Source organism: Micromonospora sp. WMMA1998, assembly GCF_027497375.1.
Lineage (GTDB): Bacteria > Actinomycetota > Actinomycetes > Mycobacteriales > Micromonosporaceae > Micromonospora > Micromonospora sediminicola.
This window is the reverse complement of sequence record NZ_CP114911.1, coordinates 945,398-966,046: the sequence shown is the minus strand read 5'-3', so window position 1 is coordinate 966,046 and position 20,649 is coordinate 945,398. Positions and strand designations below refer to the sequence as shown.

General features: G+C 74.8%; 26 protein-coding genes. 12 read left to right on the top strand and 14 right to left on the bottom strand.

All coding sequences use genetic code 11. From position 1 onward, the window contains the following. Positions 1 to 18: 18 nt before the first annotated feature. Positions 19 to 747, bottom strand: a complete 729-nt coding sequence (locus tag O7600_RS03890) for an SDR family oxidoreductase (protein ID WP_281592330.1) — start codon at positions 745 to 747, stop codon at positions 19 to 21. A gap of 75 nt (positions 748 to 822) precedes the next feature. Between O7600_RS03890 and O7600_RS03885 the strand changes: the two genes are divergently transcribed. Continuing rightward, the gene (locus O7600_RS03885) at positions 823 to 1,656 is read left to right on the top strand and encodes a patatin-like phospholipase family protein (protein ID WP_281592329.1); all 834 of its coding nucleotides are present in this window, start codon (positions 823 to 825) and stop codon (positions 1,654 to 1,656) included. 55 nt (positions 1,657 to 1,711) lie between these two features. Here the strand turns inward: O7600_RS03885 and O7600_RS03880 are convergent, their stop codons facing one another. Further along, positions 1,712 to 1,999 carry a hypothetical protein gene (locus O7600_RS03880; RefSeq protein ID WP_281592328.1) on the bottom strand — a complete coding sequence of 96 codons (288 nt, stop codon included), beginning with the start codon at positions 1,997 to 1,999 and terminating at the stop codon, positions 1,712 to 1,714. 89 nt (positions 2,000 to 2,088) lie between these two features. Here O7600_RS03880 and O7600_RS03875 point away from each other — a divergent pair, with 89 nt between their 5' ends. Both O7600_RS03875 and O7600_RS03870 read left to right on the top strand, forming a co-directional pair. Further along, entirely contained in the window at positions 2,089 to 2,553 is a 465-nt protein-coding gene (locus O7600_RS03875) for a peroxiredoxin (protein ID WP_281592327.1), read from the top strand. Positions 2,554 to 2,619: 66 nt separating this feature from the next. Further along, entirely contained in the window at positions 2,620 to 3,321 is a 702-nt protein-coding gene (locus O7600_RS03870) for a hypothetical protein (protein ID WP_281592326.1), read from the top strand. A 76-nt stretch (positions 3,322 to 3,397) separates the two neighbouring features. Here O7600_RS03870 and cydB read toward each other — a convergent pair whose 3' ends face one another. Then, on the bottom strand, positions 3,398 to 4,396 hold the full coding sequence (gene cydB, locus O7600_RS03865) for a cytochrome d ubiquinol oxidase subunit II (RefSeq protein ID WP_281592325.1): 999 nt from the start codon (positions 4,394 to 4,396) through the stop codon (positions 3,398 to 3,400). Between the two features lie 13 nt (positions 4,397 to 4,409). After that, positions 4,410 to 5,822, bottom strand: coding sequence for a cytochrome ubiquinol oxidase subunit I (locus O7600_RS03860; protein ID WP_281592324.1), 1,413 nt, complete (start codon positions 5,820 to 5,822; stop codon positions 4,410 to 4,412). Positions 5,823 to 5,998: 176 nt separating this feature from the next. Here O7600_RS03860 and O7600_RS03855 point away from each other — a divergent pair, with 176 nt between their 5' ends. Beyond that, the gene (locus tag O7600_RS03855) at positions 5,999 to 6,769 is read left to right on the top strand and encodes a lysophospholipid acyltransferase family protein (protein WP_281592323.1); all 771 of its coding nucleotides are present in this window, start codon (positions 5,999 to 6,001) and stop codon (positions 6,767 to 6,769) included. Between the two features lie 41 nt (positions 6,770 to 6,810). Next, the gene (locus O7600_RS03850) at positions 6,811 to 7,653 is read left to right on the top strand and encodes an SDR family NAD(P)-dependent oxidoreductase (protein WP_281592322.1); all 843 of its coding nucleotides are present in this window, start codon (positions 6,811 to 6,813) and stop codon (positions 7,651 to 7,653) included. Between the two features lie 3 nt (positions 7,654 to 7,656). Here the strand turns inward: O7600_RS03850 and O7600_RS03845 are convergent, their stop codons facing one another. Then, on the bottom strand, positions 7,657 to 8,025 hold the full coding sequence (locus O7600_RS03845; RefSeq protein ID WP_281592321.1) for a DUF4180 domain-containing protein: 369 nt from the start codon (positions 8,023 to 8,025) through the stop codon (positions 7,657 to 7,659). Then, on the bottom strand, positions 8,018 to 8,470 hold the full coding sequence (locus O7600_RS03840; protein WP_281592320.1) for a helix-turn-helix domain-containing protein: 453 nt from the start codon (positions 8,468 to 8,470) through the stop codon (positions 8,018 to 8,020). The genes O7600_RS03845 and O7600_RS03840 overlap by 8 nt, the downstream gene beginning before the upstream one ends. A gap of 88 nt (positions 8,471 to 8,558) precedes the next feature. Here O7600_RS03840 and O7600_RS03835 point away from each other — a divergent pair, with 88 nt between their 5' ends. The 3 genes from O7600_RS03835 to O7600_RS03825 all read left to right on the top strand — a co-directional run bounded on the left by O7600_RS03835 (position 8,559) and on the right by O7600_RS03825 (position 11,522). After that, positions 8,559 to 9,326, top strand: a complete 768-nt coding sequence (locus O7600_RS03835; RefSeq protein ID WP_281592319.1) for a glycerophosphodiester phosphodiesterase family protein — start codon at positions 8,559 to 8,561, stop codon at positions 9,324 to 9,326. 17 nt (positions 9,327 to 9,343) lie between these two features. Next, positions 9,344 to 10,735, top strand: coding sequence for an MFS transporter (locus tag O7600_RS03830; protein WP_281592318.1), 1,392 nt, complete (start codon positions 9,344 to 9,346; stop codon positions 10,733 to 10,735). Positions 10,736 to 10,847: 112 nt separating this feature from the next. Beyond that, positions 10,848 to 11,522 (top strand): thymidine kinase, encoded by a 675-nt coding sequence (locus tag O7600_RS03825; protein WP_245666635.1) that lies wholly within the window; start codon positions 10,848 to 10,850, stop codon positions 11,520 to 11,522. Here the strand turns inward: O7600_RS03825 and O7600_RS03820 are convergent, their stop codons facing one another. After that, on the bottom strand, positions 11,523 to 11,981 hold the full coding sequence (locus tag O7600_RS03820; protein ID WP_281592317.1) for a hypothetical protein: 459 nt from the start codon (positions 11,979 to 11,981) through the stop codon (positions 11,523 to 11,525). Positions 11,982 to 12,091: 110 nt separating this feature from the next. Between O7600_RS03820 and O7600_RS03815 the strand changes: the two genes are divergently transcribed. After that, the gene (locus O7600_RS03815) at positions 12,092 to 13,243 is read left to right on the top strand and encodes a PQQ-binding-like beta-propeller repeat protein (RefSeq protein ID WP_281592316.1); all 1,152 of its coding nucleotides are present in this window, start codon (positions 12,092 to 12,094) and stop codon (positions 13,241 to 13,243) included. A 35-nt stretch (positions 13,244 to 13,278) separates the two neighbouring features. Continuing rightward, positions 13,279 to 13,644, top strand: coding sequence for a VOC family protein (locus O7600_RS03810; protein ID WP_281592315.1), 366 nt, complete (start codon positions 13,279 to 13,281; stop codon positions 13,642 to 13,644). A gap of 4 nt (positions 13,645 to 13,648) precedes the next feature. Here the strand turns inward: O7600_RS03810 and O7600_RS03805 are convergent, their stop codons facing one another. Both O7600_RS03805 and O7600_RS03800 read right to left on the bottom strand, forming a co-directional pair. Then, positions 13,649 to 14,494, bottom strand: coding sequence for an LLM class flavin-dependent oxidoreductase (locus O7600_RS03805; protein WP_281592314.1), 846 nt, complete (start codon positions 14,492 to 14,494; stop codon positions 13,649 to 13,651). A gap of 29 nt (positions 14,495 to 14,523) precedes the next feature. Next, positions 14,524 to 15,510 carry a tyrosine-type recombinase/integrase gene (locus O7600_RS03800; protein ID WP_281592313.1) on the bottom strand — a complete coding sequence of 329 codons (987 nt, stop codon included), beginning with the start codon at positions 15,508 to 15,510 and terminating at the stop codon, positions 14,524 to 14,526. Positions 15,511 to 15,591: 81 nt separating this feature from the next. Here O7600_RS03800 and O7600_RS03795 point away from each other — a divergent pair, with 81 nt between their 5' ends. After that, on the top strand, positions 15,592 to 16,614 hold the full coding sequence (locus O7600_RS03795) for a WYL domain-containing protein (RefSeq protein ID WP_281592312.1): 1,023 nt from the start codon (positions 15,592 to 15,594) through the stop codon (positions 16,612 to 16,614). 8 nt (positions 16,615 to 16,622) lie between these two features. On the opposite strand, the gene O7600_RS03790 is transcribed toward O7600_RS03795, so the two are convergent. The 5 genes from O7600_RS03790 to O7600_RS03770 form a co-directional block, all read right to left on the bottom strand. Beyond that, positions 16,623 to 17,057, bottom strand: coding sequence for an Hsp20/alpha crystallin family protein (locus tag O7600_RS03790; protein WP_099160974.1), 435 nt, complete (start codon positions 17,055 to 17,057; stop codon positions 16,623 to 16,625). 74 nt (positions 17,058 to 17,131) lie between these two features. Next, entirely contained in the window at positions 17,132 to 17,641 is a 510-nt protein-coding gene (locus tag O7600_RS03785) for a GNAT family N-acetyltransferase (protein ID WP_281592311.1), read from the bottom strand. Beyond that, a complete protein-coding gene (locus tag O7600_RS03780; protein ID WP_281592310.1) occupies positions 17,638 to 18,162 on the bottom strand; it encodes a DUF2087 domain-containing protein in 525 nt (174 codons plus the stop codon). Before O7600_RS03780 ends, O7600_RS03785 begins: the two co-directional genes overlap by 4 nt. Before the next feature lie 61 nt (positions 18,163 to 18,223). After that, positions 18,224 to 18,790, bottom strand: coding sequence for a cysteine hydrolase family protein (locus O7600_RS03775; protein WP_281592309.1), 567 nt, complete (start codon positions 18,788 to 18,790; stop codon positions 18,224 to 18,226). Positions 18,791 to 18,824: 34 nt separating this feature from the next. Then, positions 18,825 to 19,340 carry a MarR family transcriptional regulator gene (locus tag O7600_RS03770; protein ID WP_281592308.1) on the bottom strand — a complete coding sequence of 172 codons (516 nt, stop codon included), beginning with the start codon at positions 19,338 to 19,340 and terminating at the stop codon, positions 18,825 to 18,827. Between the two features lie 69 nt (positions 19,341 to 19,409). Here O7600_RS03770 and O7600_RS03765 point away from each other — a divergent pair, with 69 nt between their 5' ends. Further along, on the top strand, positions 19,410 to 20,639 hold the full coding sequence (locus tag O7600_RS03765) for an MFS transporter (protein WP_281592307.1): 1,230 nt from the start codon (positions 19,410 to 19,412) through the stop codon (positions 20,637 to 20,639). The last annotated feature ends 10 nt before the right edge of the window (positions 20,640 to 20,649 follow it).

Here is a 20,649-nt window from a genome sequence, read left to right as displayed (position 1 = left end):
CCCGGGCCGCCGTGCCGCTCAGAGGCCGCCGGCCACGCGCAGGACGGCGCCGGTGGTGTACGAGGCGTCGGGGCCGAGCAGGTGGGCGATGGCGCCGGCGACCTCGTCAGGTTCGCCGGCGCGGCCCAGCGGGATCCGACCGGCGGCGGTGTCGGGCCGGTCCGGCATGCCGGAGCGGGCGTGGATGTCGGTGCGGATGATGCCGGGCGCGACCGCGTTGACCCGGATGCCGCGCGGGGCGAGTTCCTTGGCCAGGCCGACGGTGAGGGTGTCGGTGGCGGCCTTCACGGCGGCGTAGTGGATGTACTCGCCGGGGCTGCCGAGGGTGGCGGCGGCGGAGGAGACGTTGACGATCGCGCCGCCGGCGCTCATCCGGCGGGCCGCCTGCTGGGCGCAGAGGACGTAGCCGACGAGGTTGACGTCGACGACCTCGCGCAGGTCCTCGGCGCGCAGGTCGGTGAACGGGCCGATGGGGCTGGTGACGCCGGCGTTGTTGACCAGGCCGGTGAGCGGTCCGAGCTGGTCGGCGGCGGCGAACAGCCGAGTCACCTGCTCGGGGTCGCAGGTGTCGGCGGCGACGGTGACCGCGCGGCGGCCGGCGGCGCGCACGTCGGCGGCCACGGATTCGGCGGCGGCGTGGTCGATGCGGTAGCCGATCACCAGGTCGTGGCCGTCGGCGGCGAGTCGTCGGGCGGTGGCCGCGCCGATGCCGCGCCCTCCCCCGGTGACGACGGTGACGGAGGTCAATGCCCTTCTCCCCTGCCTGGTGGTGGGGGCGACGTTACCGTGAGCGGGACGACCCGGGGTGGAGAGGACTGTCACATGGGGCGCGCGTTGGTGTTGGGTGGCGGCGGGGTGACCGGGGTGGCCTGGGAGGTGGGTCTGCTGGCCGGGTTTGCCGGGCGCGGGCTGCGGCTGGACGAGGCGGACCTGGTGGTGGGCACGTCGGCCGGGTCGGTGGTCGGGGCGCAGGTGCGTTCGGGTACGCCCCTGGCAGAGCTGTACGAGGCGCAGTTGCGGCCACCGCGCGACGAGGTGCCGGCCCGGCTCGGGGCGGGCGTGCTGTTGCGCTGGGCGTGGGCCGGTGGGCGGGGCCGGGACGCGGCGCGGGCCCGAGCGCGTATCGGTGCGATGGCGTTGTCGGCGCGTACCCCGTCGGAGCAGTCGCGGCGGGCGGTGATCGCGGCGCGGTTGCCGTCGTCGCAGTGGCCGGCGGCGCGGCTGCTGGTCACCGCGGTGGAGGCGGTGTCGGGTGAGTTCGTGGTGTTCGACGCGGACAGCGGGGTGCCGCTGGCGGACGCGGTCGGCGCGAGTTGCGCGGTGCCGGGGGTGTGGCCGCCGGTGACCGTCGGTGGCCGGCGTTACGTCGACGGCGGGGTCCGTTCGCCGGTGAACGCGGATCTGGCGGCCGGGTGCGGGCAGGTGGTGGTGCTGGCGCCGACGACTGCCGCGGTGGGGCCGATGCCCCGGTTGGCGGCGCAGGTGGGGGCGTTGCGGAAGGCGGGGGCGCGGGTGGCGGTGGTGTCGCCGGACCGGGCGGCCCGCACGGCGATCGGTCGTAACGTGCTGGACCCGGCGCGGCGCGCGGCGTCCGCGCGGGCCGGGTTCGCGCAGGCCGAGGCGGTGGCGCACGAGGTGAGCGCGGTGTGGCGCTGACCGGGGGCGCCGAGCACGAGCGGCCTGACCGGCAGGGCCGCTGCCACCGGCGGTGTCAGGAGACGCCGGTCAGGCGGGCCAGGCGTCGGTTGAGGTAGCGCTGTTCGGGCAGGCTTCCGGTCAGCCGCGCCGCCAACCGGTAGTGGTCGGCCGCGGCCCGCGGATCGCCGTCGAGTTCCAGCAGGTGGGCGCGGACGGCGTGCAGCCGGTGGTGGCCGCGCGTCGCCGGGTCGGCCAGCAGCGGGTCGAGCAGCGCCAGCCCGAGGCCGGGGCCGTGCGCCATGACCACGGCGACGGCCTGGTTGAGCGTGACGAACGGGCTGGGAGCGACCCGGCTCAGCATGTCGTAGAGGATGCTGATCTGCCGCCGCTTCCCCGCCGCTCGCCGGGTACGACGGAGCGGGATCGCCGATGTCTACATATCCTCGCGTCATGAGTGACGCGGTGGGTGTCGGTGACCTGGTCGAGGATTTCACGCTGCCGGACGAGACGGGCACGGCGCGGCGGCTGTCGGAGTTCCTGGCCGCCGGTCCGGTGGTGCTGTTCTTCTACCCGGCGGCGATGACGAGGGGCTGCACGGCGGAGAGCTGCCACTTCCGGGACCTGGCGGCGGAGTTCGCGGCGGTGGGCGCGTCCCGGGTCGGGATCAGCCGGGACCCGGTGGCGAAGCAGGCGGAGTTCGCCCGCCGGCACGGGTTCGACTATCCGCTGCTGTCGGACGTCGACGGCGCGGTGGCGCAGGCGTTCGGGGTGCGGCGGCGGTTGCCGCTGGGGGCGTTGAGCACCCGCCGGATGACGTTCGTGATCGGGGCGGACCGGCGGGTGCTGGCGGTGGTGCACAGCGAGTTGAGCATGAACGAGCACGCCGACGCGGCGTTGCGGGCGCTCGGGGGCTGATCCCCGCGCTGTCGCAGTGGGCTGGTATCAAGGCTGCAGTCAAACAGGTGTACGGAAGAGGGCGTGATGGCGGGCCAGGGTTTGTCCACTGACGAGGTGCAGCAGTTCCGGGAGGCGTTGGCGACGGGCCGCAAGCCGCGGGTGGTGTTCACCGCGGCGGCCGGGCAGGTGGCCGGTCAGCTGGGGCAGGTGGTGGCGCTGACCGACCCGGCGGAGTCGGAGGAGTTCGTGGTGGTGCGGTTCGGCCGCGACGAGTTGCCCTTCTCCCCGGCCGACGTGGCGGTCGCGCCGAAGGGGGCGGGGCGGCGGCCGGCCGCCGAGGTGAAGCCGGAGCCGGAGGCGCCGCAGCCGCCGGCCGCGCCGGAGCCGGAGTTCGTGTTGGACACGCCGCGGGTGCCGGCGCCGCGCCGGGAGGAGCCGAAGGTGGAGCAGCAGCCGCAGCAGCAGGCCGAGCCGAAGCCGGCGAAGCGGGCGACCAAGGCGGTGAAGCCGAAGGGCCCGGCCTGGTTGACGGTGACGTTGGCCTACGCCGACGGCGAGTGGACCGTCGCCGCCCAGCAGGGCGCGAAGGCGCTGGCCCGGCCCTATGTGGTGAAGCCGGCCGAGGCGCTGCGGATGGTGGCGCTGGTCGACGTGCCGGGGGTGCAGGAGGCGGTGGAGCAGATCCTGGCCGCGGAGCGGGCCGAGGCGGAGCAGCAGGCGGAGAAGCTGCGCGCCGAGCTGGCCGAGATCGAGGCCCGGCTGGCGGAGCTGCGCGAGGCCCGCTGAGCGGGTCCGGACGCCCCGCGGGGCCGGTGCGACCCCCTCGCACCGGCCCCGCGTCACCCCTGCGCCCGCAGGTCCCTCAGTGTTGTGGAATGTTCTGTACCCCGATCCGGCGGCGGAACACCCAGTAGGTCCAACCTTGGTAGGCCAGGACGATCGGGGTGAACACCACCGCCACCCAGGTCATGATCTTCAGGGTGTGCGGGGTGGACGCGGCGTTGGTGGCGGTCAGCGTGCCGGCCGCGTCGAGGGTGGACGGCAGCACGTTCGGGAACAGCGCGGCGAACAGGGTCGCCACGGCCAGGGCGATGGCCACGGCGGTGCCGGTGAACGCCCAGCCCTCCCGGCGTACCCGGGCGGCGGCCAGGCCGCCGAGCAGCGCGAGGGCGGCGCCGACGGCGAGTACGACGGCGGCGGCGCTGGAGCGGATGGTCAGCGACCAGCTCAGGAACGCCACGGCGGCCACGGCGGTGCCGGCGCCGAGCTTGACCGCGAGGGCGCCGGCGCGCTCGCGGATGTCGCCGGTGGTCTTCAGGGCGAGGAACACCGCGCCGTGGGTGAGGAACAGCCCCAGCGTGGTCAGGCCGCCGAGCAGCGCGTACGGGTGCAGCAGGTCGAGCAGGCCGCCGACGTACTCGTGTTCGGCATCCAGCGGCACGCCGCGGAAGATGTTGGCGAACGCCACCCCCCACAGCACGGCCGGTACGGCCGAGCCCCAGAAGATGGCCTGGTCCCAGCGGCGCTTCCAGGACGCCTCGGGCCGCTTGTGCCGGTATTCGAACGCGACGCCGCGGGCGATCAGGGCCAGCAGGATGAGCAGCAGCGGCAGGTAGAAGCCGGAGAACAGGGTGGCGTACCACTCGGGGAACGCGGCGAACATGGCGCCGCCGGCGGTGATCAGCCACACCTCGTTGCCGTCCCAGACCGGGCCGATGGTGTTGATCAGGACGCGGCGTTGCCGGTCGTCGCGGCCGAGCACGGGCAGCAGCATGCCGACGCCGAAGTCGAAGCCTTCGAGGATGAAGTAGCCGGTGAAGAGCACGGCCACGAGGAGAAACCAGACGGTCGTCAGTTCCACTGTGGGCTCCGGGTCAGTAGGCGAACGCGAGCGGGCGCTCGGCGTCGTCGGTGTCGTCGTCGGCGGGTTCCGGGGTGAGGTCGGGTACGCCGGCGCGGGCGTAGCGGACCAGCAGCTTGAACTCGATCACCGCGAGGGTGGCGTAGATGAGGGTGAAGGCGGTGAAGGAGGTGAGGACCTCGGTCAGGGAGACGCTGCGGGACACGCCGTCGCGGGTGAGCATCTCGCCGAAGACGATCCACGGCTGGCGGCCCATCTCGGTGAAGATCCAGCCGAAGGAGTTCGCCAGCAGCGGCAGCACCGGCATGACCAGGCCGGCGCGCAGCAGCCAGCGGCTGGTGGGGGTGCGGCCCTTGCGCTGGCTCCAGAGCACCAGCAGCGCGATCGCGGCGGCGGCCAGCCCGAAGCCGATCATGAAGCGGAAGCTCCAGTAGGTGACCGGGATGATCGGGGCGTAGTTGCCGGGGCCGTACTGGCTGGCGTACTGGGCCTGCAGGTCGTTGATGCCCTGCACGGTGCCGTGGGGGTCGCCGGTGCCGAGGAACGACAGCAGGTAGGGGATCTTGAGGGCGAACACCTCGCGGCTGCCGTCGAGGCTGCCGACGGTGAGCACGGAGAACGAGGCGGGGCTCTCGGTGGTGTAGAGGCCCTCGGCGGCGGCCATCTTCATCGGCTGCACCTCGGTCATGATCTTGCCCTGGATGTCGCCGGTGAGGACCACCAGCGCGGAGGAGACCAGGACCACCCAGGAGCCGAACTTGGTGGCGAAGCGGTAGGCGCCGGTGTCGGCGCTGCCCCGGTTACGCATCACGTGCCACAGCCCGACGGTGACCACGAGGGACCCGGCGACCAGGAACGACCCGGCGAGGGTGTGCGGGAAGGTGACCAGGGCGACCTTGTTGGTGAGCACGGCGACGAAGTCGGTCAGCTCGGCCCGGCCGCTGTCGGGGTTGATCCGGAAGCCGACCGGGTTCTGCATGAACGAGTTCGCGGCGAGGATGAAGTAGGCCGACAGGTTGGTGCCGATCGCGGCGGCCCAGATCGCGGCGAGGTGCAGCCGCTTGGGCAGCCGGTCCCAGCCGAAGATCCACAGGCCGATGAAGGTCGACTCCAGGAAGAACGCCACCAGGGCCTCGATGGCCAGCGGGGCGCCGAAGATGTCGCCGACGAAGCGGGAGTAGTCGCTCCAGTTCATGCCGAACTGGAACTCCTGCACGATGCCGGTGACCACGCCCATTGCGAAGTTGATCAGGAACAGCTTGCCGTAGAACTTGGTGAGCTTGAGATACCGCTCGTTGCCGGTGCGGTGCCACATCGTCTGCAGGACGGCGACGAGCACGGACAGGCCGATGGTCAACGGCACGAACAAGAAGTGGTAGACGGTGGTGACACCGAACTGCCAGCGGGCGACGTCCAACGCGTCCACCTGAAACCCCCAGCTGTGCATACTACGAGACGTAGTAAATACTACTCGGCGTCGTAGAGAAAGCGGCAGGGCCGCACGGCCCGAACGGTCCCGGGACCAATGACCCTGATCACCTCGGCCGGGTGGCCCGTGCCGGGGCGCACGGCCACCCCCGCACGTGCGACCATCCAGCACTGATGAACAGCACCCCCTGGCGCGCGCCGCTGCTGTGGCGCGGCGCGCAGACGCTCGCCCGCGCCGCCGTCGGGCTGGTCGGCCGGCTGGAGGTCACCGGCGACGTGCCGGAGACGCTGCGGCACGGGCCGCTGATCCTGGCGGCCAACCACATCAGCCCCTTCGACCCGGTGGTCCTCGCCGCCGCCTGCCGGGTCCGGCGGGTCGCCCCCCGGATCATGGCCACCGCCGGGCTGTTCCGGGCCCCGCTGATCGGGTCGCTGATGCGCCGCGCCGGGCACATCCGCGTCGACCGGGGCACCGCCGCGGTGCACCGGTCGCTGGAGGTCGCCGCCGACGCGGTGGCCGGCGGCTCCGTGGTGCTGGTCTACCCGGAGGGACGCATCGGCCTCGACCCCGGCATGTGGCCCGAGCGGGGCAAGACCGGCGCCGCGCGGCTCGCGTTCGCCAGCGGCGCCGCCGTCCTCCCGGTCGCCCAGTGGGGCTCGCACGAGGTGCTGCCCTACCGGGCACCGAAGGGGATGCTGCGCGCCCTGGCCCGGGCGGTGACCCGCCGGCCCGTGATCCGGGTGCACTTCGGCGCGCCGGTGACGCTGCGCGACCTGCATCCCGCCACGCCCGGCGCGGCCCGCCGCGCCACCGACCGGATCATCGACGCGATCACCGAGGACCTGGTTGCGCTGCGCCCGCAGGAACCCGACCGGCCGCGACACGTCGACCCGGGTCGCCCGGTGGACCCCAGCCGCGCGCACCGCCGCCCCCGGACCGGCTGAAACCCACCCCGGCGCCCCGGCGAGGTGAGACCGTGGCAGGCGTGAGCGCACCCGTCGTGCTGATCACCGGCACGTCCACCGGCATCGGCCTGGAGACCGCCGTGGGCGCCGCCCGCGCCGGCTGGCGCACCGTGGCCACCCTGCGCGACCCCGAGCGCGCCGGCCGGCTGCGCGCCGCCGCCGACGCCGCCGGGGTCGGCGACCTGCTGGAGGTACGCCGGCTCGACGTGGTCGACCAGGCCTCGGTCACCGCCTGCGTCGCCGACGTGGTGGCCCGCCACGGCCGGCTCGACGCGGTGGTCAACAACGCCGGCGCCGGCCACGTCGGCACCCTGGAGCAGGAGACCGTCGACGACGTGCGGGCGGTGTTCGAGGTCAACTTCTTCGGCGTCCTGCACGTCACCCGCGCGGCCCTGCCGCACCTGCGCGCCGCGCGCGGGCGGCTGATCGCCGTCACCAGCGTCGGCGGCGTGGTGGGCCAGCCGTTCAACGAGGCGTACTGCGCGGCCAAGTTCGCCGTCGAGGGGTTCATGGAGTCCCTCACGCCGGTGGCGGCCACCGTCGGGGTGAGCGTCAGCGTGGTCGAGCCGGGCGCGGTGGCCAGCGAGTTCGTCGCCAACGTCGGGATCGACGCGGACGCGGCGGTGGCCGACGCCGGGCCGTACGGGGCGGCGCTGCGAGCGTACCTCGATCGCAGCGCCGGGGCGTTCGCGTCCGCGCAGTCGCCGGCCGAGGCCGCCGCGGCGGTGGTGGCGACGCTGACCGACCCGGAGCCCGCGCCCCGGGTGCAGACCTCGGCCGCCGCCCGGCAGTTCGTCGCGGTCAAACTGGCCGACACCGACGGTCTCGGGGTGACCGCGCTGACCGCCGGCTGGCTGCGGTAGCGGTCAGCCGGCGGCGCGCAGCCGCTCGTCGAGCGCGTCCAGGTCGGGCAGGAACCACACCTGGGCGTGCCGGTTGGACTCGGCCACCAGCGCGCGCAGCGCGTCGCTTCGCGCCAGGTGGGCCGAGATGTCCCCGACCACCACCAGGCGCAGCCGGTAGTTGACGAACTTCTGCATGACCTCGCCGGCGAAGCGGGTGCCCAGCGCGAAGAAGCTCGGATCGAGCCGGGCCGCGGGCACCGCCACCACCGTGGCGCCGAGGAACGCCGCGCCGATCAGGTCCAGCGCGTCGCGCTCGGTGGCGATCGGCGGGCCGGCCGGGTCGGCGACCAGCACGGTCGTGCCGCCGAGGTCACGCAGCTCGTCAGCCACGGTCGGCCCCCTCGCCGGCGAGCAGGCCGTTGTCGCCGCCCAGCACCGCGTCGACCAGCCGCAGCAGGTCGGCGGTGGCGGCGACGTCGCCCAGGATCACGATCTTCATGCGGTGGCGCTCCTCGTCGTGGACGGTCTGCACGCGTAGCGGACGGTCCGGGTCGTGGTGGGTGTTCACGCCGGCGAGCACCAGCGTGGCGAGCCGGTCGGCGGCGGCCCGGTCGACGCCGTCGAGCTGCACGATGCTCGACACCTCCGCCGTCGCCGACGGTGCCGGCGACGCCGGGCGGCCGGTCAGCGTGTCCAGGTCGGCGCGGGCTATCCGGTACTGCTTGCCGATGCGCACCGCCCGCAGCCGCCCGGCCCGGATGTAGCCGCGCACCGTGCGTACGTGCAGCCCGAGCAGCTCCGCGACCTGCTCCACCGAGTACATGTCGTTACCCATCGCACCCTATGGTAGCGCCGCCAGGGAAGGATAGGTAATTTCACCGGCCGGCCACGCCGTTGCCACCTGCGCCCGGCATACTGCCGGCGTGCAGCCCCGTCACGGCTACCTCGACGCGCCCGCGCCGCTGGCCTTCGCCCACCGTGGCGGCGCGGCCGACGGCGACGAGAACACCGCCGCCGCGTTCGCCCGCGCCGTCGCCCTGGGCTACCGGTACGTGGAGACCGACGTGCACGCCACCGCCGACGGCGTGCCGGTGGTCTTCCACGACCCCACGCTGCGCCGGGTCACCGGCGAGGCGGGGCGCATCGCCGACCTGCGCTGGGCCGACCTCGCCTCGGTACGCGTCGGCGGCGCCGCCCTGGTCCCCCGCCTCGACGACGTCCTCGGCGCCTGGCCGCAGGTGCGGTTCAACGTCGACGTCAAGGCCGACGGCGGCGTCGAGCCGACCGTCGAGGCGGTCACCCGCGCCGGCGCCGCCGAGCGCGTGCTGCTGGCCTCGTTCAGCGACGCCCGGCTGACCCGGCTGCGCGCCCTGGCCGGGCCGAAGGTCGCCAGCAGCCTCGGCATGCGCGGCGTGGCCCGGCTGCGGATGGCCTCGCTGCACGGGCGGCCGATGCGGCTGCCCCCGTCCGTGGTCGCCGCCCAGGTCCCCGTCTCCTACGGACGGATCCCCGTGGTCGACCGCCGGTTCCTGGCCTACTGCCACCGGATCGGGCTGCAGGTGCACGTCTGGACGATCGATGAACCCGCCCAGATGCACCACTTACTTGATCTTGGTGTGGATGGCATCATGACCGATCACGTCGGCGTGCTCCGCGACGTCTACCGCAGCCGCGGCCACTGGGCCGCCTGAGCCCCGAGGACCACCCGATGGCCGATACGGTCACCCCCGCCGTCGCCGAGCCCGCGCGCCCGGGCAGCACCCGCCGCGAGCGCACCGGCTGGTACTTCTACGACTGGGCGAACTCCGCGTTCCAGACCACCGTCATCACGGTCTTCCTCGGGCCGTTCCTGACCACGGTCACCGAGCTGGCCGCCGGCTGCGAGCTGGGCGCGGACAGCTGCGACGGGGTGGTGCACCCGCTCGGCATCCGGGTCGCCGCCGGCTCCTACTACCCGTACCTGATCTCGCTGTCGGTCTTCCTCACCGTGTTCGTGCTGCCCGTGGTCGGCGCGATCGCCGACCGCTCCGTGCACAAGAAGCGGCTGCTCGCCGCCGCCGCGTTCACCGGCGCCGGAGCGACCGTCGCCTTCGCGTTCGTCACCGGCGAGCGGTACCTGCTCGGCGGCGCGCTGTTCCTGATCGCGAACATCTCCTTCGGCGCCGCCGTGGTGGTCTACAACTCGTTCCTGCCGCAGCTCGGCGGCCCGGACGACCGCGACGGCATCTCCAGCCGGGGCTGGGCCATCGGCTACCTCGGCGGTGGGCTGCTGCTGGCGCTCAACCTGGTCGCGGTCACCGTGCTCAGCGAGGAGGGCAACGCGCAGCGCACCCTCGACCTGGCCCGCTGGTCGATCGTCTCGGCCGGCGTGTGGTGGGCGGCGTTCACGCTGCTGCCGCTGCGCTGGCTGCGCGAGCACCCCACCGCCGCCGCGCTGCACGGCGGCGCCAACGTGCTCACCGACGGGTTCCGGCAGCTCGGCCGCACCCTGCGGGAGATCAAGGCGTACCCGCTGACGCTGTTCTTCCTGCTCGCGTTCCTGGTGTTCAACGACGGCATCCAGACCGTCATCACGCTGGCCAGCCAGTACGGCACCGAGGAGCTGCGGCTGGAGCAGAGCACCCTGATCGTGACCATCCTGCTGGTGCAGTTCCTCGCCTTCGGCGGCGCGCTCGCCCTGGGCGCCCTCGCCCGGCGCATCGGCGCGTGGAAGACGGTGCTGCTGTCGCTGGTGCTCTGGACCGGCGTGATCATCGCGGCGTTCCGGCTGCCCGCCGAGGCGCCCGTGCCGTTCATGATCCTCGGCGGCTGCATCGGCCTGGTCCTCGGCGGCAGCCAGGCGTTGAGCCGCTCGCTGTTCAGCCAGCTCATCCCCGCCGGCAAGGAGGGCGAGTACTACGGGTTCTACGAGATCAGCGACAAGGGCACCAGCTGGCTCGGACCGCTCGCCTTCGGCCTGGTCTTCCAGCTGACCTCGTCGTACCGGGTCGGCCTGGTGTCGCTGCTGATCTTCTTCGTGGTCGGGTTCGCGCTGCTGGCCGCCGTGCCGATGCGCCGGGCCATCATCGCGGCCGGCAACACCCCGCCCCGGGTGCTCTGACCCGCACGCCGGTCGGTGGATCATCGCCGACCGATGCAGCGGCGTCGATCGGCTAGGCTGCCCCGACGTGACCGACGACGCCGCTGCCGCCCCGACCTGCCTGGCCCGCCCCCTGCCGGGGCCCGGCGACGACCGCGCCGGCGGCTGCGCCGCCGCCCGGGGCGTGGACGGTCGCCCGCTGCACGCCGCCGCGCTGAAGTTCTTCTGGGGTCCGATGGACTGCGGCAAGTCGACGATGGCGCTGCAGATGAACCACAACCACGCCCGGCAGGGCCGGCGTGGCCTGGTCACCACCCGCATCGACCGTTCGCTCGGCCCGCAGGTCACCACCCGCATCGGCCTGGCCCACGAGGCCGTCGAGGTCACCGACGACCTCGACCTGCGCGACCTGGTCCGCGACGCCTGGGCCGAAGGGGTACGGGTCGACTACCTGATCTGCGACGAGGCGTCGTTCTACAACCTGGAGCACGTCGAGCAGATGGCCGAACTGGTCGACAAGTTCGACGTCGACGTCTACGCCTTCGGCCTGGCCACCGACTTCCGCTCCTGCCTCTTCCCGGCCGCGCAGCGGCTGTTCGAACTGGCCGACGAAGTGGCCCGCATCCAGGTCGAGGTGCTCTGCTGGTGCGGCCGCGAGGGCCTGCTCAACGCCCGCGTGGTGCGCGGCGAGGTGGTCCGCGAGGGCGCGCAGGTCGTCATCGGCGACACCGTCGACACCGCCGACGTGCGCTACCAGGTGCTCTGCCGGCGGCACTACCGCTCCGGCGACCTCGGCCCACGCGCCTGATCAGAACGGGTCCCCGCACACCCGCCAGCCCCCGTCCTCCGGCACCACCGACAGCTCCCGCTCCTCGCTGCCGCCACCGTCGCGGCTGATCCGCACCACCACCGTGCCGCGCGGCCGACCGCCCCGGGTCGCCACCGACACGTCGACGATCTCGTAGCCGCTGACCACCGGCGGGGTACGCACCCAGCTGCCGAACCCGGCCTGGCTCCACCGGCCGCGCGCGTCCCGGCACAGCCGCTCGTACGCCCGGTCGGTGTCGCCGGCCGCGACGTCGCGGAAGAACCCGTCCGCGGTCTCCCGCACCGGCCCGTCGGCCTGCAGCACCACCTGGGCGTTCCACGCCGCCAACCCGGCCACCCCGACCAGGCAGGTGCCCAGCCCGAGCACGGCGACCAGCACACCGGCGCGTACCGGTCGGCGACGCCGGGCCGGCCGATGCCATCCCTGCTCCCTGCCCATCACCACCGACGGTAGGCAACCGGCGACCGGTGCGCAGCCGGTTGCGCCGCTGTCGTCCCGCCACGGGGAATCGTCTACCGTCGGCGCACGACCCCCTCAAGGAGCGGTGGATGACGCGTGACGGGCACCCGGAGACGGCCGTGATCGAACTGGACCGGCCGCCCGCGGGTCCGCGGTCCCGCCCGCCTCGCCGCCGCCGGTGGCGGACCGCGGCGACGCTGGCCGGATGCCTGCTGCTGGGCGCCGCCGCGCCGCCGCGCTCCGGGCCGGTCACCGGTCCCCCGCTGCCCGCCCGGGTCGCCCTGCTGAGTGCCGGCGGGCTGCTGCTCGTGGCCGACCCGCCCGCGCTGACCGCGTACGGCCGCGACGGCCGGGTGCGGTGGCGGGGCCCGGCTCCCGTCGGCGCCTGGTCCGCGGCGTCCACCGCAGACCTGATCCTGGTGACCGGGCGCGACAGCGCGCGGCAGGTGACCGGCACCTGGGCGTACGCGGTCGGCACCGGAGAGGTGCGCTGGTACCGGCCCGATCGCGTCCGGCCCGCCGGTGACGGCGCGGTGGCGGTGACCGAGGTCCGCAGCGTCGCCGACCCGGGCCAGCGGATCCAGGGCACGGTGCGGGGCGTCGACCTGGCCACCGGCGTCGACCGGTGGTCGGTGCCGGTGCCGTCGACGGCCGTGCTGGCCACCACGCTCGGCCGGGTCGTCGTGGTGCACGACAGTGGCCTGGCCCGGGTGCACGACACGCGCGACGGCGCCCCGCTCGGCGAGACCCGACTGCCCCCGGCCGGGTACGCCCCGGACAACCCGCTCGTCGTCGGCGCGCACCTGGTGCTGCGCCACCCGGGGCCGGGCGGCGCAGCGCTCGGCGGCTACGACCTGCCGGCGCTGACCCCACGCTGGCGTCGGCTGCTGCCCGCCGGGGAGACGACCTCGGCGGGCTGCGCCGCGGTGCTCTGCCTGACCGGTGTGCGGGACCGGCGTGCGCTCGACCCGGCCACCGGTGGGCAGGTGTGGCGCTGGCCCGGCGGCGCCGCGTGGCGGGCCGGCCCCGACGACGGAGACCCGACCCGGCAGGTGCTGCTGCGCACCGCCCGCGCCGACGGACACACGCTCGTGGCCACCGTCGGCCGCGACGGGCCCCGACCGGGCCCGGTGCTGCCCGCCGGCACCCGCGACTGCCATCCGGTGGCCGACGCGCTCGCCTGCCGGGGGCCGCACGGGCGGCTGGCGGTGTGGCCGTCGGGATCCGCCGGACGTACCTGACAGCAGGTGGCAGGTACCGGCGACACACTGCCGGCATGACGACGAACGCCGACCTCGCGATGGTCAACCTGGACAGCTCCGACCCGGCCGCCCACGCGGCCTTCTACGCCCACGCCCTCGGCTGGGAGATCACCCACAGCGAGACCGAGTACGCCATGATCACCAAGGACGGCACGTCGATCGGCTTCGGCCGGGTGCCCGGATACGCGCCGCCGGCCTGGCCGGACGAGACCGGCGCCAAGCGCTACCACCTCGACCTCACCGTCGACGACGTGGCGGTCGCGGAGAAGGACCTGGTGGCGGCCGGGGCGACCCGACCGGAGTTCCAGCCCGGCGGGGAGAACTGGACCGTGCTGCTCGACCCGATCGGGCAGCCGTTCTGCCTGTGCCCCCGGCGCTGACCGGTCAGCGCAGCGGGCCGCGGGCGACCGCGGCCCGCATCGCGGCCGGGTCACCGGCCGGCACGTACTCCAGCCACCAGGTGGCGCCCGCCCCCGCCAACTCGGCCAGGTAGGCCCGCTCGGCCCGCTCGTCGTCCCGGCGACGCCGACCGCCGACCACCACGTCGAACGGCTGCCCGTCGGCGCGGGTCGCCGGCAGCGCGGCGACCAGGTCGGCGACCTCGTCCGGGGTGAAGTCGGACCAGTCGTCGGTGTCGGTCAACTTGTAGGGCACGATGCCGTCCGCCCGGGCGGCACGCCGCAGCACCGCCCTGGCCTGGGTGCTGCCGCCCACCCAGACCGGCACCCGCGGCGACTGCACCGGCGCGGGACGCAGGGCCACGCCCTCGGCCCGGTAGTGGGTCCCCCGGTGCGTGACCCGCTCGCCGCCGAGCAACCCGACCAGCAGGTCGAGGCCCTCGTCGAGCATCGCGGCGCGGGTCCTGAGGTCGGTCGTCTCGCCGAACGCGGCCAGGCCCCGGTCGCCCGGGTCGCCGACACCGACCGCGACGCCGGCCCGGCCGCCGCTGAGATGGTCGAGGGTGAGCACCTCGCGGGCCAGCTTGGCCGGGCGACGCCGGGGCAGCGCCGTCACCGTGGTGCCCAGCCGGACCCGCTCGGTGCGGGCGGCGACCACCGCCAGCACCAGCCACGGGTCCCAGGTGGGCGGCTCGTCCCCGGCGTGGTGGACGAGATAGTCCTCCAGGAACACGCCGTCCCAGCCGGCCCGCTCGGCCAACTCACCGAGCATCACCAGATCGGCCACCGTCACCGCGGCGCCGCCGCAGCAGATCTCCAGCCCGTGTCGCATCCCGGCACCCTAGGGCCCGGGTACGACGCTCACCCGCGGCGGCGGGCGCGGGCCGCCCAGATCGCGTACGCCGGGTCGCGGTCGAGGTTGTGCCGGTCGCGGTCGTAGCGGCGGGTGGTGCGCGGGTCGGCGTGGCCCATGGCGTCCTGCACGTCCTCCAGCGGCACCCCCTCGGAGCGGGCCGTGGTGGCGAACGCGTGCCGCAGCGAGTGCGGTGACAACCGCGCCCAGGCGGCGATCCCGGCGCTCTGCGCGAGCCGGCGCACCATCCGGAACACGGCGTGCCGGTCCAGTCGGCCCCCGGTCGCGGTGACCAGCAGCGGACCGGTCAGCTCCGGCACCGTGACGCCCTGCGCGGCGGCCCGGGCGGCCAGATAGGCGTCGAGCGCGTACGCGGTGCCGGGGGTCAGCGCGCGGCGGCGTGCCTTGCCGCCCTTGCCGACGAAGCGGACGCTGCGGTGACCGCGTTCGCTGCCCAGGTCGGCCAGGTTCAGCGAAACCAGCTCGCCGACCCGCAGTCCCAGGTCGGCCAGGAGCGCCAGCGCGGCCCGGTTGCGGGCGGCGGTCGGGCCGGTGTCGGCGTCGGCGGCCGCGAGCAGCGCGTCGACCTCGTCCGGGCTCAGACCGACGGTGGCGGAGTGGTCCCGGTCGACGCGGGGGCGGTCCGCCGCCGCGACGGGGTTGGCCGGCACCGCGCCCAGCTTGGCCAGGAAGTCGTACCAGCTGGACAGCGCGGACAGCCGGCGTGCCACGGTGGCCGGGGTCAGTGGCCGGCCGTCGCGGCCACGGGGGGTGGACTCCAGGTCCCGGCCGTAGGCGTTGACGTCGAGGAAGGTGACCCGCAGCGGGTCCAGCCCACGCTCGGCGCACCAGGTCAGCCAGCCGGTGACGTCCCGCCGGTACGCGTCGCGGGTGTGCTCGGACAGGCGCCGGTTGCGCAACCACGCCTCGGTGAAGTCGGCCGGGCCGCCGGGCAGCGCGGGACGAGCGCGGGACAGCACCTCGGGACGCAGCATGTGAGAAAGGTTCTCAGTCGGCGGGGCGTTTCGCGACGAGGCGCGCCCGGGCAGATTCGCTCCGCGGGTTACCGTCACCGGGTGCGCGCCAGCCGGCTGGTCTCCCTGCTGCTGCTCCTGCAGACCCGGGGGCGGATGACCGCCCAGGAACTCGCCGACACCCTGGAGGTGTCGGTGCGGACCGTCTACCGCGACGTGGAGTCGCTCGGCGCCGCCGGCGTGCCGGTGTACGCCGACCGCGGACCGGCCGGCGGCTACCGCCTGCTGGAAGGCTGGCGTACCCGGCTGACCGGCCTGACCGGGCCGGAGGCCGAGGCGTTGTTCCTCGCCGGCGTGCCCGGGCCGGCGGCGGAGCTGGGTCTGGCGTCGGTGGTGGCCGCCGCCGAGCTGAAGGTGCGCGCCGCGCTGCCCGGGGACCTGGCCGACCGCACCGGCCGGATCCGGCAGCGGTTCCACCTGGACGCCCCCGGCTGGTTCCGTCACCCCGAGCCGGTGCCGCACCTGGAGACGCTGGCCGGCGCGGTGTGGGAGGACCGGCTGGTACGGCTGCGCTACCGGCGCTGGCGTGCCCCGCGCGAGGTGACCCGGCTGGTCGCGCCGCTGGGCGTGGTGCTCAAGGCGGGCCGGTGGTATCTGGTGGCCCGGTGCGGGGAGCAGACGCGCACCTACCGGGTCGGGGCGGTGCTCGACGCGGTGGTCACCGAGGAGCGCTACGACCGCCCGGACGACTTCGACCTGGCCGCGTACTGGCGGGAGTGGACCGCGTGCTACGAGCGCGACGTCTACCGGGGCGAGGCGCGGATCCGGCTCACCGTGGCCGCGCTGGAGTTCATGTCGTACGTCTTCCCGCCGGAGATGAGCCGGGCGGCCCGGGCGGCGGCCGGCGAACCGGGCCCGGACGGCTGGTTGGAGACCACCGTGCCGATCGAGTCGGCCCGGCACGCCCACGCCGAGCTGCTCAAGCTCGGCGCCGAGGTGGAGGTGCTGGCGCCGGCCGAGCTGCGGGACCGGTTCACCGCCACGGCGCACGCGCTGACCCGGCTCTATCCCACGGACGCCGAGGCGGGGTCGGCCGGCGCTCCGGCCTCCCCCGCCTCGGCGTGATCCCCTGCTCAGGCGGTGGTGAGCTGGCGGTGGCCGTTGCCCTCCGCCGTCGACGTGACGGTGATCCGGCGCGGCTTGGCCCGCTCGGCGATCGGGATGCGCAGCGTCAGCACCCCGTTGTCGTAGCCGGCTTCCAGGCGGTCGGTGTCGAGCGTGTCGCCCAGGAACAGCTGGCGGGTGAAGGTGCCCATCGGACGCTCGGCGGCGACCAGTTCGACGTTCTCGCCGGTCGGGCGGCGCCGCTCGGCGCGGACGGTCAGCACGTTGCGCTCGACCGTGCAGTCGATGCTGTCCGGGTCCACGCCGGGCAGGTCGAAGGCGGCGTAGAAGTGGTCGCCGTCGCGGTAGGCGTCGAGGTGCATCACGGCCGGCCGGGTGGTGGTGCCGAAGAACTGCTCGGCGATCCGGTCGATCTCGCGGAACGGGTCGGTACGCATCAACATGGCAGTGCCTCCTCGGTTCTCCTGGCCCAAGGTCTCGCGTTGAGTCTGGTCGACTCAACTTCCCGGTTTCTGTTTTAGCGCGGCGTCGCGGCGTCGTCAACTCGCGCCGGCAGTGACTTCTCGAACCAGTGCTGCGCGTACGGGCCGGAGGTGAACGCGGGGATCTCCCGGTAGCCGTGGCGGGCGTACAGGGCACGTGCCTCGACCAGGTCGGAGCGGGTGTCCAGGCGGATCCGGTGCGCCCCCGCGCCGACCGCGTACGCCTCGGCCGCGGCGAGCAGGGCCGCGCCGCCGCCGGCGCCCCGGTGCGCCGGGCGCACGTACAGCCGGGTCAACTCCGCCCAGCCCGGCCGCCACCGCAGCCCGACGCACCCGGCGGGACGGCCGTCGTGGTGGGCTGTCACCAGCAGGCCGGTGGGCGGGGTCAGGTCGTCGCTGGGCATCTCGGTCAGCGCGGCGTCGACCTCGCCGGGCCGCTCCGGGCGGCCGTACCAGCGGCGGACCATCTCCGCCATGTATTCCCGCAGCAGCACCCGCGCGACCGGACCGTCGGGCGGGTCGAGACGGGTGTGCCAGCCGGTCACGGGCCGGTCCGCCAGTAGACGCCGTGCTCGCGGGTGAGCAGCATGTCGTCGACCAGGTAGCGGCGCAGCGTTACGTGGTCGGCCTCGCCGCCGGCGCACCAGGGGCGCAGCGCGTCGTCCACCGCCCGTTCCGGGTAGCGCAGCCCGGGTTCGAAGGTGTGCGTGGTGATGTGTTCCAGCAGCACGCGGCGGCGGCCGCGCTGCGCGGGCAGCCGGGTCAGCGCGCCGTCGCGCAGGAACGTGCGCAGGATCGACTCGCGCCGGTCGACGGGCGGGGCGGACGGCGTCGCGCCGGAGCGGGCGACGTCGCGCAGCCACCCGTCGTCGACGCGCAGCCCGGCGCCGTCGTCGACGAACACGCCGGTGTCGGTGAGCCGGCGCACGGCGGTGGCCACGTCGCGGGCGGGCAACCCGGTGCGGGCCACCACGGCGGGCACGTCCCGGGCGCCGAGGACGACGGCGGCGAACACGACGCGGCGGCGCTCGTCGGCGAGCGCGCCCGCGAGGGCGTGGGCGGTCATGCCCGGCAGCCTGACAGCACCCGACGCGGACGGCGAGGCGTTTTCCGGCCCGCGCGGGGTGTCAGGCCGGCACGGTCGCGGCGAAGTCGACGTCGGCGGTGTCGACCGTGCCGGCGGTGCGTCCCGGCGCGCTCTGGAAACGCCAGTAGAGGTTGGTGTGGGCGATCACCTGCGCGGGCGGGGGCGCGCCGTAGGCGGACAGGTCCTCGGTGGTGTGGGCGTCGGCGACCAGCGTGGCGTCGTAGCCGCGGGTGAACGCGCCGTGCAGCGTGGAGCGCACGCACGCGTCGGTCTGGGCGCCCGTGACGACGAGCCGACCCACGCCGCCGGCGGCGAGCACCTGCTCCAGGTCGGTGTCCTCGAAGGAGTCGCCGTAGGCCTTGTGGACCAACGGCTCGTCGTCGCGGCGGGTCAGCTCCGGCACGATCTGCCAGGGCTCGCTGCCGGCGGGCAGGTCGTCGGCGCGGTGCTGCACCCAGACGACCGGAACGCCGGCGGTGCGGGCGCGGTCGACCAGGGCGGCGATGTTGGCGAGCACCCGGTCGCGGTCGTGGGCGTCGCGCACCACGCCGTTCTGCACGTCGATGACGAGCAGGGCGGTGTGCGGGCGGTCGGTGAGCGTGGTCATGGCGGCTCCTTCGGCGGCTGCGGTCGGCCTCAACCTAGCCGTGGCCCCCGACGTTTCCGGTCGGTCGCTCGGCGGCCGAGTTCACCCGGCGCAGCAGGTCGGCCAGCGTCCGCCGCTCCGCCGCGTCCAGCGCGCCGAACACCCGGTGCTCCTCGTCGCCGACGACGTCCAGGGCCTGCCGCCAGATGGCCTCGCCGGCCTCGGTGAGTGCCACGTCCACCCGCCGCCGGTCGACCTCGGACGGGATCCGGCGCACGAAGCCGCGCCGGACCAGGGCGTCCACCCGGGCGGTGATCGAGGCTGGCGCCATCCGCAGCGCGTCGGCGATCTCCGACGGGGCGGCGCGCCCGCCGCGCCCGGCGAGGACGTGCAGCGTGCCGTACTCCTTCTCCTGCAGGTCGAGGTCGGCCAGGACCCGGTCCTTGACCGCGCGCAGGTGCCGGGTGAGCAGCATCATCCGCACCACGGCGCCCTCCACGTCGGGATCGAGGTCGGGCAGGACGGGCTGCCAGCGCGCCACGTGCTGGTCGACGGAGTCGCGGTCGGTCACGGCAACCACGGTACGTCGAACCTAAAATATTCGTTGTCGAAATGTTCGATGTCGAAGTAGCCTGCGGCGGTGACGCATCCCCTCCGGCTCCGCGCCTTCCGTCTGCTCTTCCTCGGCCGCACGGTGTCCGCCCTCGGCGACGCCGTGGTCCCCACCGCGCTCGCGCTCGCCGTGCTGCGGGCCACCGGCTCGACCGCCGCGCTCGCCCTGGTGCTCGGCTGCGCCATGGTGCCCCGGCTGCTGCTGCTCCCGCTCGGCGGCGTGGTCGCCGACCGGTTCGCCGCCCGCCGCGTCGCGCTCGCCACCGACCTGATCCGCGGCGCCGCCCAACTGGTCGTCGGCGTCGAACTGCTCGGCGGCGCGCCGACCCTCGCCCACCTCGCCGTCGCCTCCGCCGTCGGCGGGGTCGCCTCCGCCTTCGCCATGCCCACCGCGTCCCCGCTGGTCGCCGGCGTCGTCGACGGCGCGGGACGGCAGCGGGCCAACGCCCTGCTCGGCGCCACCACCAACGCCAGCCGGCTCGCCGGCCCGGCCCTGGCCGGCCTGCTGGTCTGGACCGCCGGCCCCGGCTGGGCGTTCGTCATCGACGCCGCCTCGTTCGGCGTCAGCGCCGCGCTGCTGGCCGCCATCCACGTCCGGCACGTGCCGGTCGAACGCCGCTCACTGCGCGCCGACCTGATCCTGGGGTGGCGGGAGGTCCGCGCCCGCGACTGGTACTGGAGCAGCCTGGTCGCCCACGCCGTCTGGAACGGGGCCGCCGCCGTGCTGCTCACCGTCGGCCCGGCCGTCGCCGTCACCCGGCTCGGCGGCGAGGGCGTCTGGGTGCTGCTGCAACAGGCCGGGGCCGTCGGGCTGCTGGTCGGTTCACTACTGGCCACCCGCGCCCGCCCCCGCCGCCCGGTGCTGGTGGGCAACCTGGCGCTGGCCACGTACGCGGCGCCGCTGCTGCTGCTCGCCGTGGCCGCGCCCGCCGCGCTGACCGTGGCCGCCTACTGCCTGGCGCTGAGCGCCCTGGGCTTCCTCAACCCGGTCTGGGAGACCGTGGTCCAGGCCCGCTTCCCCACCGAGGTGCTGGCCCGGGTCACCTCCTACGACTGGCTCATGTCGCTGGGCGCCATGCCCCTCGGCTACGCCCTCGCGCCGCTCGCCGCGTCGGCCTGGGGCGCCTCGACGCCCCTCGCGGTCGCCGGCGTGCTCGTGCTGCTCGCCTGCGCCGGAACCGCCGCCGTGCCCGGCGTACGCCGGGTGGGTTGGACCGTCGCCGCCGCACCGGCGCGCCCGGAGCCCGCGCGGCGGTGACCCCCGCCGG